Below are 14,505 nucleotides of genomic sequence, written 5' to 3' on the forward strand. Positions count from 1 at the left end.
ACCACCACTATTTCATAGTGGTGGTTTTCTTTTAATAACTGATTTGGTTGTCTACATTATATTAAAACCAGCGCTCAGTTACAACTTTTTTACGTGTATAAAATTGAACGCCATCTGTACCATTTGTACCTAAATCACCAAAGAATGAAGCTTTATTTCCAGCGAATGCGAAGAATGCCATTGGTGCTGGAACGTTTACGTTTACACCGATCATACCCGCATCGATGTTATCACGGAACGTTTGCGCATGTTTACCGTTTGATGTATAAATAACCGCACCATTTGCAAATTTAGATTGATTTGTTAGTTTAATACCTTCTTCTAAATCTTTAACACGTACAATGCTTAATACTGGAGCAAAAATCTCATCTTGCCAAATTTTCATTTCTTGATTTACACCATCAAAGATTGTCGCACCTACAAAGTAACCTTCTCCAACTTCTTCCTTAATTTTACGGCCATCTACTAATAAAGTAGCTCCATCTGCTACACCACTGTTAATATAGCCTAATACACGCTCTTTATGAGATTCACGAATTAATGGTCCAACATAATTATCTTCGTGGAAACCGTCACCTACTTTTAACTTCTTCGTCTCTGCTACTAGTACGTCGATGAATTCATCCGCAATTTCATCAACTACTGCTACTACTGAACATGCCATGCAGCGCTCTCCGCTACTTGCAAATGCAGATCCAATTACACCTTGTACTGTTTTCTCAAGATTGCAATCTGGCATAACAATCGCATGGTTTTTCGCACCAGCTAACGCTTGTACACGTTTTCCGTGTTTCGTACCTGTTTCATATACGTAACGAGCTACCGGCTCAGATCCAACGAACGAAACAGCTTGAATATCTTTATTTTCTAAAATGCTATTTACAACATCTTTTCCGCCTTGCACTAAATTTAATACGCCTTTCGGGAAGCCAGCTTCATAGAATAACTCTACAAGTCGCTCTGCTAAAAGTGGCGTTCTTTCAGATGTTTTTAATACGAATGTATTACCGCAAGCAATTGCAAGTGGGAACATCCATAATGGAATCATCATCGGGAAGTTAAACGGTGTAATACCAGCGACAACTCCGATTGGGTAGCGCCAAATTGATCCATCAATGCCGCTAGCAATATTCGGAAGTGCTTGTCCCATCATTAAATTTGGTGCTGACGTCGCAAGTTCTACTGCTTCAATACCACGCTGCACTTCACCAGTTGCATCCGTTAATGTTTTACCATTTTCTAGCGTAATGATTTTTGCAAGTTCTTCTTTGTTTTCTTGTAAAAGCTGTAAATATTTATACAATTGTCTTGAACGATTCGGAACTGGTACTTTAGACCATGTTTCGTATGCTGCTTTTGCGGCTTCAACAGCTTTTTCAACATCTTCTTTCGGAGATAGCGGAACGTAAGCGATAATTTTTCCAGTCGCCGGATTTGGAACTGCTTCTACTTCTGTACCAGTAGATTCTACCCACTCACCATTAATATGATTTTTTACTCGTTTAATTTCAGTTGTAATCATTATATTCTCTCCTTTTTTATGATGTTTATAAATCTATTATTTTTGATTAGAAATTAATTGTTCACTAACTTTCTTATATAAAGCAGCCATATCGTTTTCACCATACCCAGCTTCACTTGCTTCTTCATATACATTTAATAGCATTTCGCTTACTGGTAAGTGAAGTTCACTTTCTTTCGCTAAATCTACTGCAAACCCCAAATCTTTCTTTAATAAATTTACAGTAAAACCTGGCTCGTAGTTTTCTGATGCAATAAAACTTTTATAATTGCGCTCATAAATTCTACTTTGGCCGTAACTTACATTTAAAATATCAAACATTTTATCTAAATCCATATTGTTCTTTTTCGCTAATGTTAATGCTTCACTTACACCAGCTGTATAAAAACCTATTAATAGGTTATTAATTAATTTAACAGTTGTCCCACTATCAATTTGCTCACTAACATGGAAGATGTTTGCACCTAATACACCCATGATAGATTCCGTTTTTTCATATACCTCTTTTGATCCACCGACCATAAACGTTAATGTACGGTTTTCGGCTCCAATTACCCCACCACTTACAGGGGCCGCTAAAAAGTCTACTTTCTTTTCTTTTGCCGCTTCCTCTAACTGTTTGTTTAACTGTGGAGATACAGTACTTGTATCAATTAAAACTATATTCGAATGACTATTTTCAAATAATCCTTCTTGTCCAAAATACACCGCTTCAACAGCACGAGGTGAAGGTAAACTTGTAAAAATCACATCGCATGTCTCTGCTAATTTTGAGATTGATAAGCCAATAATTCCTCCTTCTTTTTCAAAGGAAGCTTCAGCATCTTTATTTAAATCCACTCCATATACTGTGTAACTTGATTTAACTAAATTTTTAGACATCGGAAGACCCATGTTACCTAAGCCGATAAAACCAATCTTTTTCATATCGCTTTCCTCCTATTTACACAATATACTTTCCACGATTTATAATAGCTTTCGCAACTTCTCTCTTTTTTGTAAATACGTTCGTATATAAAGGTACTAATAATTGACGAATTTCAGCTAAAATTACGTGTCTATCTTGTTCTTCTGTAACAGCCGCTGAAAGTATAGAAATCGCCGCTTCTTCTACTTTGCGATAGCCTTCTTCACAAATAACGTCAGTTATCATTTGTTTCGTACGTTCTTTCTCTTCACCATTTTTACTAATTGCTTTACTCGTACGTAAAAATGCTGATTCCATGACGTACACGTCCGTTAACATATTTGATAATACACGTGAATATTCTTGCTCTTGATCAATTTTTAAACCTGGAGTTTTAGAGAGCGTTTTCAAAGATTGTTTCAACAATTTTTTCGCTAATAAAATGTAACGATGGTTTCTTTCGACATTTTCTACATCAATCTCTATTTCAGTATCTTCAATTTGTTCCATTTGCTTCATTAACATTTTGGCAACTGTTAATCTATTAATTTCGTTCGTCCCTTCAAAAATACGACTAATTCTAGCATCACGGTATAATCGTTCTACTTCATACTCTTGCATATAACCGTAACCACCATGAATTTGTACAGCTTCATCTACGATATGACCAAGTGTTTCAGAAGCATTTACTTTATTCAGTGCACATTCAATTGCAAATTGAGACATTTTCTTCATAAGATCTTCATCGCTCTCATGAATTGCTTCATCAATTACACCTGCTGTACGATACGCTGCACTTTCTGCTCCATATGTAGCAATGATCATATTTGCAATTTTCTCTTGAATCATCGTAAAGTCTACTAATTCCGTTTGAAACTGTTTACGTTCTTTTCCATATTGAACGGACAATCCAATTGCTTGCTTTGCTGTTCCAATATTTCCAAAGGCAAGTTTTAATCTAGCAAAGTTAAGAATGTTAAGAGCTACATGATGCCCTTTCCCAACTTCCCCTAAAACATTTTCTGCAGGGATGACAACATCTTCTAAAATAAGCGTCGCTGTTGAAGAACCTTTAATCCCCATTTTCTTTTCTTCTAGCCCAATAGATACACCTTCACATGTTCTTTCGACAATAAACGCTGTCATTCCTTTATTTGTCTTCGCAAAAACAACGTATACATCTGCCATATGAGCATTTGTAATCCACTGCTTCTCACCATTTAACTTCCAAGCAGTACCATCTTCATTTAATACTGCACTCGTTTTTGCACTTAAAGCATCAGAACCAGCATTTGGTTCAGTTAAAGCATAAGCCCCAATCCATTCTCCTGATGCAATTTTCGGCAAATATTTTTCTTTTTGTTCTTTCGTTCCGTAATATATGTAAGGCAATGTACCTACACCTGCGTGTATATTAAATGAAACGCTAAATGCACCAGCGTATCCCATTTTTTCTGCTACAAGCCCTGAAACTGCCTTTCCTAATTCAAATCCGCCATATTCTTCTGGTACCTCGATACTTAATAATCCAAGTTCTCCAGCTTTCTCAAACAATTGACGAGAAACTTTATAGTTATGTTGTTCAATATTCTCCATTTGTGGAACAATTTCTTGTTTAACGAATTGTTCTGTCGTTTTTGCGATTAAATCTTCATCTCCTGAAAAATCTTCTGGCGTAAAGAAAGCATGATTCACATCTTTATTAAGTGAAAAAAATTCATCCCACGGTAACTTCGTTTTCTCCATCTGAATCCCCCTATCATTTCGGCCTTACTTACTACTACATATGCTCGTCTACGATGAGTGGAATATCTTATTTTTGAAAACAGAAGGCGATGAATTTTCACATCAAGCAGTTCGTCTTGCTAAAGATGTATTCTCATCGCCTTAGTTGTTTTATCTATTGATCCTCTGATAATACTGTTTTTGCAATTCCAGTATCTAACTCTTCAAAGTCATGATATGAAATTGTTTCATATAACTCACTTCTCGTTTGCATATTAGAAAGTGCATCTTTTTGAGAACCTGTTTCCTTAATTAAAGTAAACACATTCTCATACGCTTTCGCTGCAACACGAAGTGAAGTTACAGGATAAATAACCATTTGGAAGCCCATATTCGCAAATTCTTCTGCACTATAATACGGTGTTTTTCCGAATTCAGTCATATTCGCTAATAAAGGTGCATTTACCTTGCTATTAAATAGACGGAATTCCTCTTCTGATTGTAGCGCTTCTGGGAAAATTGCGTCTGCACCTGCTTTTACATATGCATTCGCTCTTTCAATTGCTTCATCTAATCCTTCTACACCACGAGCATCTGTGCGCGCTACAATATATAAGCTCGGCGCAACTTCTTTAATCGCTTTAATTTTTTGAACTAATTCTTCTGTCGTAACGAGTTTCTTACCATTTAAATGTCCACATTTCTTTGGTAATTGCTGATCTTCAATTTGGACAGCTGCTACTTTCGCTTCCACCATTTCTACAGCAGTTCTCGCTACATTTAATACACCACCAAACCCTGTATCAATGTCAACAAGAACAGGTAAATCTGTAGCTCTTACTAAATCTCTTGCTCTCTCTGCTACTTCAGTAGACGTTACGATTCCTAAATCCGGTAGCCCTTTACTTGCAGTATAAGCAGCTCCCGATAAATAAAGAGCTGAAAAACCTGTATTTTTCGCAACAAGAGCTGCCATTGCATCATGAGCACCTGGAATTTGTAAAATTTCATTTGCTTCTACTAAAGCTCGGAAGCGATTCGCAAGCTCTTCTTGTGTTGACTGTTTATCCACAACCCAAGCCATTCTAGATTCCCCCTATTATTAAATTAAGAATAGATCTACAAATTCGTTTACATTCATATTTTCTAGTTTTTCTTCATTTAAACAAACTTCATGAATTTGTTCTTGTTGCTTATTAGAATAATGACCTGCCATATTCGCAGTGAATTTTTGAACAACTTTTGGAATCGCTTCGTCTCTACGGAAACGGTGTCCAAGTGGATATTCACATTCCACGCTCTCTGTTACAGTACCATCCTTGAAATGAACTTGAACAGCGTTGGCGATTGAGCGCTTGTTCGGGTCAAGGTAATCTAAACTGTACTGTTTGTTTTCAACAACAACCATCTTATTACGTAATTCATCTACACGTGGATCATTTGCTACTGCATCCTCATAATCATCCGCAACGATATCCCCTTTTAATAAACCAATTGCCGTAATGTATTGTAAGCAATGATCACGATCCGCTGGGTTATTTAATGGACCTTCTTTATCAATAATACGAATTGCTGATTCGTGCGTTGTAATTGTAATACGGTCAATTTCATCTAATTTTCCTTTAATTTCTGGATGTAATTTCACAGCACATTCTGCAGCTGTTTGTGCATGGAATTCTGCTGGATATGAAACTTTAAATAATACATTTTCCATTACATAAGAATCTAATGGTCTTGCTAATTTTAATTCTTGTTTATTGAATAATACATCTTGGAATCCCCAGCCCGGTGCAGATAATGCTGTAGGGTAACCCATTTCACCTTTTAGAGCAGTCATTGCAAGATGAACACCGCGGCTCGTTGCATCACCTGCTGCCCATGATTTACGTGATCCCGTATTTGGAGCATGACGATATGTACGAAGACTAGAATTATCAATCCACGCATGTGATAATGCATTAAAGATTTCTTCACGTGTTCCGCCAAGCATTTTCGCAACTACTGCAGTTGTTGCTACTTTTACATATAATACGTGGTCAAGGCCAACGCGGTTTAAGCTATTTTCTAAAGCAAGTACACCTTGAATTTCATGAGCTTTAATCATCATTTCTAATACTTCACGTACTTTTAACGGTTCTTTTCCTTCTGAAATACGAACACGGCTAATATAATCTGCAACTGCTAAAATTCCTCCTAAGTTATCAGATGGATGTCCCCACTCTGCTGCAAGCCAAGTATCGTTATAGTCTAACCAACGGATCATACATCCGATATTAAATGCACCTTTTACTGGATCTAGTACATAAGACGTACCTGGTACTCGTGTACCATTTGGCACGATTGTTCCTGGTACAACTGGTCCTAATAATTTCGTACACTCTGGATATTGTAACGCTAAAATTCCGCATCCAAGTGTATCAAGTAATACGTAACGAGCAGTACTGAATGCTTCTGCACTTGTTACCTCTTTATTTAATACATAATCTGTAATTTCTTCTAATAATGCATCTTTTTGTTTAATTTCATTTGTTTTAATCATGCTATCCTTCCCTTTCTGTCGAAAATTCGTTATTATTAATGATGGGTGTCGGTCAAACACCCATCTGGCGGGCGGTGCTAACAACTCCCCAGTTGTTCTTACTTACTAAGTACATGTCGCTCGCCAATATAATTTACACGTGGACGGAACAAACGATTGTTCGTATGTTGCTCAATAACGTGCGCACATAATCCTACTGTTCTAGAACTAAAGAAGATTGGCGTGTATAGTTGAATTGGAATACCAAGCATCCAATATACTGGAGCTGCATAATAATCAAGGTTTGGATAAATTCCTTTTTCCTTCTCCATAATCTTTTCTCCAGCTTCACACATTTCATATAGTGTATAATCACCTTTTACATCACATAACTGTTTTAAAGCTTCCTTCATCATCAGTGCTCTTGGGTCCATCTTCTTCATATATACACGGTGTCCAAAGCCCATAATTTTTTCTTTGTTATATAGTTTCTTCTGTAATAACTCTTCAAACTTTTCAACATTACCAGCTTCTAAAAGCATGTACATAACCGCTTCGTTCGCACCGCCATGTAAGCTACCTTTTAAAGATGCAACCGCACCTGTTAAAGCACCATATAAGTCGGATTGCGTAGATGCAATAACGCGCGCTGTAAATGTAGAGTTTGGCATTTCATGTTCACTATATAAAACAAGGGAACGATCAAAGATCTTCTCCTCAAGTTCAGTTGGTTTTTTACCTGTTAACATATAGAAGAAATTCGCGCTATATGATAATTCCTTAAGTGGCTCAATTGGCTCTTCATTATTTAAAATATGATAGCTATTCGCTACTATGTTTGGTACTTTACTCAATAATTTGTATCCGCGGCTTTTGTTTACTTCTAACGAGCGGTTTTCAATATCATTATCGTAACCAGCTAATGCGGACACACCTGTACGCAATCCATCCATAGGGTGCGTTTCTTTCGGTAATGCCTTCAGTACGTTGAATACACCTTCTGGTACCGCGTATTCTTCTTTTAATTTCTTTTCAAGTGTTGCTTTTTCATCTGCATTCGGTAGATGTTCTTCCAATAAAAGGTGCACAATGTCTAAGTACTCTTTTGTTTTTGAGAGTTCGATTAAATCATACCCTTGAATTACAATTTCACCTTTCACTGTGTCAAGAAACGAAATCTTCGTCTCCGCTGCCACTACACCATCTAATCCCGGGGAAAATTTTTCTTCAGCTTTCATCATTATTTCCTCCAATCCTAATAGATCTTCGTGCACATAACTGTAAGCCTTTACAATATTGTGAAACTACATTTCTATTTCAATGTATCAGAGTTTTTAGAAGATTTCAATTTATTTTATAATGATAAGTTTCCTATACTTTTCTTACTGTAACAATACAATTTTTTGAAAATAATTCTTATGTTTTATAAAGAAAGAATAGACTTCTTTGCATATTTTTAAAAACAAGATATAAAGATTTTCCATATAACACCGCCAAATATACAATTATTCTAATTTTATTTACGAAATAAAAAAAACGAGCTGTACATAAATACAGCTCGTTACTATATGATATTTATTTCACTATGTCTTAAATATAATTTTTATATAAAACTTATTCATTTTTAATAAAGTTATTATTTTACATAATTAAATTGAATTTCTTCCATTTCCTCATGATAACTTACAAATAAATCATAGTTTTGAAAATACCAAAGGTCATCAACATCTACAAAAAATATAATACCTTCCTTCTCAACTGACACGATTTCCCCATCTGGTTTCTCTGCAACAATCCCTAAAGAATATCCAGGCTGAATTGAACTATTCCCTCCGTACCTTACAGTAAAACGTACAGATTCACCGTGCTTTATACGTAATTCTTCCTGGAACCATTGTAGAGCTTTACGATCAATTGAAATTCTCATCTTTATTCCCCCCAGTTTATGCAAACTCTTTTTTCCTAATCGTTGTTTTACAAAGAAGACGAAAATAATTAAGGCTATTAATGCTGAAATTGCACTCCCTGAAAATAAAATACGATAACCAAACATTTGTGAAACAACTCCAAGTAAAATAGCACCTAACCCAATTCCTAAATCAAACGCTGTAAAAAATGAAGCGTTCGCAACTCCTCTTTTACTCGGATCGACAATTGTAAGCATTGCCGCTTGCAATGCTGGCTGTGCTGAACCGAATCCAACACCATATAATGTAGCTGCGATAACTACACCTATTAAATCATTTGAAATCGTTAATACAACTATTGCAATAATAGTAATGCATAGTGCCGGAAGTATGATAAATACTTCTCCATACTTATCTAATAGTTTTCCTGAAATTGGCCTTACAATCGTTAAAGCAATTGCATATACAAGAAAGAATGTCCCAGGATTCACATCAATTGACGATGCAAATAGCGGTAAAAACGTCGTAATGCCTCCATATGCAAATGATAAAAAGAATACAACTATCGTAATGGATAGAACCGATTTTTCAAACAGTTGTATTTTCCCTTTTTCTTTTTGTGGTGTGAATGGCATTTTCGTCATTAACGATAGTAAGACTGCCATAAAGGATAAAAGAGTTGCTAATAAGAAAAGGCCGTGAAATGAATAATTTTGTACAACCGATAATCCAATCATTGGGCCGATTGCCATTGCAATCGTCATAGCCATTCCATACCAACCCATACCTTCACCACGGCGTGAATCTGGAATAATATCAGTTATCGCTGTTCCAACAGCTGTTGTAGAAACAGCCCATGTTACTCCGTGAATAACACGTAAAACAGCTAAAAGGACAATAGTCGTCGCTAAATGATAAGAGTACATCGTTAACCCAAAAAAGATGAGTCCCAAAATAATAAAGGGTCTTCTACCATATTGATCCAACATCCCTCCAATAATCGGTCGTATTACAACTGCCGCTATTGTAAACATTCCCATCATAAGTCCGACTTGTGATTCATTGCCACCTATCTCTTTAATAAAAAGTGGGAGCGTTGGAACAAGTAAATAAAATGCTGTAAATAAGAATAACATTGCGAAAGTCATTTGAATAAATGATTTCGTCCATAATCGTTCCATAAATATTCCTCCATAAAAACGTAAAATCTTACAATTAACACCTCTATTTTACTGTTTCCTTGTTCCTTTTCCCTCCGTAAATAGACGTATCTTTTTATAATAAATAGTCTACCTTCAATTTAAATTGGTCTTACAACTTTATACGTATGTTTTAGCCTAAAGTCCTATCTAACTGTACCTTTACATGTGTGAAAAGAATATACTACTTTATTATCGCAACTTAGGAGTGAATATTTTTATGTGGGTATCATCAAGAGTAACTGCCGTAGTTCCTTCGGCTCCTGGGATACACGTTCCCGCCGTTCATACAGCTAGTTCTGATGTCGGTATTGAACTTCCCGCAACTTGGCAACACTATCAAATTCCCGGTCAAATTACCCCCTCATTTTGGCATCATGGTGCACATCCAAGTAGTACCCCCTTTCAAAGCCACGCTTATCCTCCGTTACCTCAATCTCAAATTTTTTATCATTTTCCTTCAATTTATTTTCAAAACTTCTATGGTACTTTTAATATTTAAAATACATTGTCTCATAGCTACTGCATTTAAAAGAAAAAAGCACTTAAGATTATAATTTTTACAAATCTTAAGTGCTTTTTAATATTTTTTATAAAATTTTCTTATTGTCCATTATTAGCAGGGGTCTCTCCTGCATTACCGCCAGTTTCTGGTTGTGTGGTCGCTGGTGGAGTTGTATTTCCTTGGCCTCCTCCATTATTTGCTGGAGGTGTCGTATTCCCTTGACCTCCACCGTTATTTGCTGGAGGTGTCGTATCTCCTTGGCCTCCTCCATTATTTGCTGGAGGTGTCGTATTCCCTTGGCCTCCTCCGTTATTTGCTGGAGGTGTCGTATTCCCTTGGCCTCCTCCGTTATTTGCTGGAGGTGTCGTATCTCCTTGGCCCCCTCCATTATTTTGTTCATTTTGTTTCTTTTCTTCTTCTTGTTTCTTTTGCTCTTCTAGTTTCTTTTGTTCTTCTTGCTTCTTCAGTTCCTCTTGTTTCTTTTCTTCTTCTTGTTTTTTAAGTTCTTCTTGTTTTTTTAATTCTTCTTGCTTTTTCTCTTCTTCAGTTTTTTGCTGTTGATCTTGTTTTGGTTTTTCTGTTGTATCCGGTACGCTCGTATTTGGAGAAGAATCACGTTTTTCACCTTTTATACGCAGCTCACTACCTTCTTGAATTACACTACTTGGCATTTTAAATCTTGATTTGTCAGTAGCAAACTGACTCATCATTTCTTTAAAGATCAACTGTGCAATTTTCGTATTTTTACTACTAATATACTCGTCTTTACCATCTTTCATATATCCAGTCCATACTGCCATCGTATATTGCGGCGTATAACCTGCAAACCAACTATCACGAGTTGCACTTTCCGGAATATTAAATTTCGCTAATTGTTTTGAATCATAGTTTGTTGTACCTGTTTTTCCAGCTACATCTAAAGAACTTATATTTGCTGCTGTACCAGTACCTGATGTCACTACTGAACGAAGCATATCAGTAATCATATATGCTGTAGAGTCAGCTATAACTTGTTTTGGTTTTTGTCCAAAACTTTGTGACTTTCCGTCTGGATAAACTACTTTCTTAACAAAATGCGGTTTTGCATACTTACCACCATTACCAAATGTCGCATAAGCACCCGCTATTTCAGTTGGTGATACTTCGTTTGTACCAATAGCTGTAGATTCTTTCGGTGTTGAGCTAAGTGTAATACCTAATTTCTCAGAGAACTCCTTCGACTTACTAAACCCTACTTCTTTTGCAGTTTTAACTGCTGGGACGTTACGCGACATTTTTAACGCTTCACGCATCGTAATTGATCCTAAATGACTTCTGTCCGCATTTCGAACTTCTTGTCCAGTTGAATATTTAAATGGAGAGTCATCAATTTGATGATACGTAGCCCATTTTAAGTATTCAATTGCAGGGCCATAATCATAGATTGGCTTCATAGTTGAACCAGCTGCACGATCTAATTCAATTGCCATATTATGCCCTTTAAATACTGCTTTATTTTCACCGCGACCACTACCTATAGCACGAATCTCACCTGTTTTCGTATCCATAAATGTGAAAGCACCTTGGAATTTATCATTTGGATAATTAATAATATTTTCATTTAAAATCTTATCAGCAAATTCCTGTGCTTTCGGGTCTAATGTTGTATAAATTTCTAAGCCATCAGATCCAATATTAACATCTGGTATTTCTTTTTCTACTTCTTTCACTACGGCATCCATAAATGCAGTATGCGGCATTGTTTGAAGTTCCGTTGCTGTCTTAAGTCCCTTTGTCACTTCAACTTTCGAAGCTTCTTCCATTTCTGTCTTCGTAATATAACCATGTCGATTCATCAATTTTAGGACAACATTTCTTCTTTCTGTTGCTCTTTGAATATTTTCTGTCTTCGTTGGATCATAGTTATTCGGTGCTTTTGGTAAACCTGCAAGCATCGCAACTTCTGGTAAAGTTAACTCTTTTAATTCTTTACCGTAGTAGTTCTGTGCTGCTGTTGCGATCCCATATGAACGATTACCTAAATTAATTTTATTTAAATACATTTCTAAAATCTCATGTTTTGAATACTGTTGTTCTAGCTTATACGCTAAATAAATTTCCTGAACCTTACGTTTTGATGTTTTTTCCATCGATAAGAAGTAGTTTTTAATAACTTGCTGCGTGATCGTACTTCCACCTTGTGAACCGTAATCTCCTTTAAGACTCACCAAAACAGCACGTGCAGTACCTTTAAAATCTACTCCGCTATGCTCGTAAAATCGTGCATCTTCTGTTGCTAAAAATGCATTTTCTACTAATTTAGGAATTTGATCATACGTAACATTCGTCCGTTTCTCTTTCCCATATTCATATACCAACTCGCCATTTTTATCATAAATTTTTGAGGATAACGGATTAACAAGTTTTGCTTTCTCAAGTTTCGGTGCGTCCTTAATCATTACGAAGAAGGTAGCAACCCCCGCCACTAAACCAACAATACCAAGTAATAAACAAGTAATTAAAAACTTGCGAAAGAATGATGTTTTACCTTTTGGTTTTTGTGTTTTAGAAGCTGGCTGTTTTTTCTTTTTAACTTGTCGTCGCTCCTCTCGAGAACGATAATTTTCTGACATGTTACTTTCTCCTGCCTTTCAATTCTCCCGTTGATTTACTTAAAAATATTGAGGTCACTTTCTAAAATGAATTAAATTAAGAAAGTATATCGACCTGGAGCATTCAATATTTTCCTAATTCACAGATTATAAATTTTAGAATACTTCTTATACTAAGTATTTTCACTTCTATTTTTCTAATAATGCTGCCCCTTTAAGCATAGAATGTAAAAAGTGAAATTTTAATACCTCGTATAAATAATATACCTTTTTTTCAAATGGTCAATATTTTCTTATTTATAAATCAAAGGTGAAATAAAAATAGCACAACGATATGTACTTCGTGTGAACTTCCTTATAATTACGTATAACGAACATTTAATATATTGCATATAAGTATAATACCTCTTTAATTATAAAGACTTCAACACCACAACCTCAACATCTATAAGAAATTATTAAAAATGAAAAGTGAGGAGTTGCGTAATAATGGAACTATCTCCCGTGATTTCAAAAACTATAGTTGCTGTTGGCTATAATCCTTTTTCTATGATTTTACGCATTCAATTAAAGCATGGACTGTATGATTTCTTTAACGTTCCTGAAAACATTTACACCGGTTTATTAAACGCACACTCCAAAACGAATTATCACAATACTTATATTAAAAATTCTTACCGCTACACTAAAATTTAAACTTAACTAGAATGAAAAAAGAAAGGAGGTAGTCCCCCTTTCTTTTTTAAATCATTTCACAACTCAGCTATCTTCTGTTCTTTTTATTTATTTCATCATATGCTTGAATTTGTTTTTTTAAACGCCGATCTGCTTTTTTATCATGTACAACTAATATCGCATGAATAACACCTGGAACCCAAAATATTAATGTTAATATGAAATTAATTACTGCTTGAAATGGTTTTCCGCAAAATAATACGGCTACAGGTGGAAGAAGAATTGCCAACAAATACATCATCTCTTGAAAACTCCTTGTTTTGTATTTTTCTCTCTCCATACACTATAAAAACCAGTAACTTTTACATTTCCGATATTTTTATTACCCACTAATAACTGTTCTACCATATCCTACATCTTAATAAAACTATATTTATGTTTACAGTGAGATTCGTCTAAAAAATTTTCAAACCATTTTTTCAACATAGAACTGTTCACCTCTATGAAAGAATCTTCATCTTGCCTTATTACATACTTTTACTTAAATACTCAATCTCATGTTGTAACTTTTTAAATTGTTCAAAATGCATAGTGATAGATTGACTGTTTCCATACTCAGCACTATGCTTCACCAATAAAACACCCGTGTCATGAAAAATCGCTTCAAGCTCTTTTCTGATGGATACTTTCATTATATGTGCCGTTTTAATAGCCGATAAAATTGCAATTTCATTAAACTTTAATTTTATTTCCTTTGGACAAAATGCTTCTTCCACCAATATAACTTCATTGCTATAAATAAGTGCAACAAGATTACTTGATTTTGCATCTGTTAAATCTACTTTTTTTATAACATTATTCATTACATTTTGCCTCCTTTATCTTCACATATACTGATTATACAATTATTATTTTTAATTACGTAACCTTACATTCAGTTTAACACACTTTTATTA

At 35.3% G+C, this 14,505-nt stretch carries 11 protein-coding genes and 1 pseudogene; 2 read left to right on the top strand and 10 right to left on the bottom strand.

Translation table 11 applies throughout. From position 1 onward, the window contains the following. Positions 1-61: 61 nt before the first annotated feature. From ACTFNE_RS08255 to ACTFNE_RS08285, 7 genes and pseudogenes are all read right to left on the bottom strand, one after another. Complete coding sequence (locus ACTFNE_RS08255) at positions 62-1,522, bottom strand: CoA-acylating methylmalonate-semialdehyde dehydrogenase (RefSeq protein ID WP_000633351.1); 1,461 nt, start codon at positions 1,520-1,522, stop codon at positions 62-64. Positions 1,523-1,558: 36 nt separating this feature from the next. Next, positions 1,559-2,449, bottom strand: a complete 891-nt coding sequence (locus ACTFNE_RS08260; RefSeq protein ID WP_046197484.1) for an NAD(P)-dependent oxidoreductase — start codon at positions 2,447-2,449, stop codon at positions 1,559-1,561. 16 nt (positions 2,450-2,465) lie between these two features. Further along, positions 2,466-4,175: an acyl-CoA dehydrogenase family protein gene (locus ACTFNE_RS08265; RefSeq protein WP_000416020.1), complete on the bottom strand. Its 1,710-nt coding sequence runs from the start codon at positions 4,173-4,175 to the stop codon at positions 2,466-2,468. Positions 4,176-4,329: 154 nt separating this feature from the next. Beyond that, entirely contained in the window at positions 4,330-5,238 is a 909-nt protein-coding gene (prpB, locus tag ACTFNE_RS08270; RefSeq protein WP_000312630.1) for a methylisocitrate lyase, read from the bottom strand. Positions 5,239-5,256: 18 nt separating this feature from the next. Further along, on the bottom strand, positions 5,257-6,693 hold the full coding sequence (gene prpD / locus ACTFNE_RS08275; RefSeq protein WP_046197485.1) for a 2-methylcitrate dehydratase: 1,437 nt from the start codon (positions 6,691-6,693) through the stop codon (positions 5,257-5,259). Positions 6,694-6,791: 98 nt separating this feature from the next. After that, on the bottom strand, positions 6,792-7,913 hold the full coding sequence (mmgD, locus tag ACTFNE_RS08280) for a citrate synthase (RefSeq protein ID WP_002021315.1): 1,122 nt from the start codon (positions 7,911-7,913) through the stop codon (positions 6,792-6,794). Between the two features lie 713 nt (positions 7,914-8,626). Beyond that, positions 8,627-9,760: pseudogene (locus tag ACTFNE_RS08285) on the bottom strand (MFS transporter); the annotation flags it as partial. 238 nt (positions 9,761-9,998) lie between these two features. Between ACTFNE_RS08285 and ACTFNE_RS08290 the strand changes: the two are divergent. Then, a complete protein-coding gene (locus ACTFNE_RS08290) occupies positions 9,999-10,280 on the top strand; it encodes a hypothetical protein (RefSeq protein WP_000270175.1) in 282 nt (93 codons plus the stop codon). Between the two features lie 101 nt (positions 10,281-10,381). Here ACTFNE_RS08290 and ACTFNE_RS08295 read toward each other — a convergent pair whose 3' ends face one another. Next, positions 10,382-12,895 carry a transglycosylase domain-containing protein gene (locus ACTFNE_RS08295; RefSeq protein ID WP_270705417.1) on the bottom strand — a complete coding sequence of 838 codons (2,514 nt, stop codon included), beginning with the start codon at positions 12,893-12,895 and terminating at the stop codon, positions 10,382-10,384. Between the two features lie 468 nt (positions 12,896-13,363). Between ACTFNE_RS08295 and ACTFNE_RS08300 the strand changes: the two genes are divergently transcribed. Further along, positions 13,364-13,570: a KTSC domain-containing protein gene (locus ACTFNE_RS08300; RefSeq protein WP_000423629.1), complete on the top strand. Its 207-nt coding sequence runs from the start codon at positions 13,364-13,366 to the stop codon at positions 13,568-13,570. A 67-nt stretch (positions 13,571-13,637) separates the two neighbouring features. On the opposite strand, the gene ACTFNE_RS08305 is transcribed toward ACTFNE_RS08300, so the two are convergent. Continuing rightward, positions 13,638-13,850: a YqaE/Pmp3 family membrane protein gene (locus ACTFNE_RS08305; RefSeq protein WP_000990231.1), complete on the bottom strand. Its 213-nt coding sequence runs from the start codon at positions 13,848-13,850 to the stop codon at positions 13,638-13,640. A 226-nt stretch (positions 13,851-14,076) separates the two neighbouring features. Next, positions 14,077-14,412: a hypothetical protein gene (locus tag ACTFNE_RS08310; RefSeq protein ID WP_270705415.1), complete on the bottom strand. Its 336-nt coding sequence runs from the start codon at positions 14,410-14,412 to the stop codon at positions 14,077-14,079. Between the last annotated feature and the right edge of the window lie 93 nt (positions 14,413-14,505).

It is taken from the genome of Bacillus cereus group sp. MYBKT111-2, assembly GCF_051915205.1.
Classification (GTDB): domain Bacteria; phylum Bacillota; class Bacilli; order Bacillales; family Bacillaceae_G; genus Bacillus_A; species Bacillus_A paranthracis.

What these genes read in the sequence shown, in the direction of transcription:
- ACTFNE_RS08255 (WP_000633351.1), bottom strand. Translation starts at nt 1,522, where the DNA reads ATGATTACAACTGAAATTAAACGAGTAAAAAATCATATTAATGGTGAG.
- ACTFNE_RS08260 (WP_046197484.1), bottom strand. Translation starts at nt 2,449, where the DNA reads ATGAAAAAGATTGGTTTTATCGGCTTAGGTAACATGGGTCTTCCGATG.
- ACTFNE_RS08265 (WP_000416020.1), bottom strand. Translation starts at nt 4,175, where the DNA reads ATGGAGAAAACGAAGTTACCGTGGGATGAATTTTTTTCACTTAATAAA.
- prpB (WP_000312630.1), bottom strand. Translation starts at nt 5,238, where the DNA reads ATGGCTTGGGTTGTGGATAAACAGTCAACACAAGAAGAGCTTGCGAAT.
- prpD (WP_046197485.1), bottom strand. Translation starts at nt 6,693, where the DNA reads ATGATTAAAACAAATGAAATTAAACAAAAAGATGCATTATTAGAAGAA.
- mmgD (WP_002021315.1), bottom strand. Translation starts at nt 7,913, where the DNA reads ATGATGAAAGCTGAAGAAAAATTTTCCCCGGGATTAGATGGTGTAGTG.
- ACTFNE_RS08290 (WP_000270175.1), top strand. Translation starts at nt 9,999, where the DNA reads ATGTGGGTATCATCAAGAGTAACTGCCGTAGTTCCTTCGGCTCCTGGG.
- ACTFNE_RS08295 (WP_270705417.1), bottom strand. Translation starts at nt 12,895, where the DNA reads ATGTCAGAAAATTATCGTTCTCGAGAGGAGCGACGACAAGTTAAAAAG.
- ACTFNE_RS08300 (WP_000423629.1), top strand. Translation starts at nt 13,364, where the DNA reads ATGGAACTATCTCCCGTGATTTCAAAAACTATAGTTGCTGTTGGCTAT.
- ACTFNE_RS08305 (WP_000990231.1), bottom strand. Translation starts at nt 13,850, where the DNA reads ATGATGTATTTGTTGGCAATTCTTCTTCCACCTGTAGCCGTATTATTT.
- ACTFNE_RS08310 (WP_270705415.1), bottom strand. Translation starts at nt 14,412, where the DNA reads ATGAATAATGTTATAAAAAAAGTAGATTTAACAGATGCAAAATCAAGT.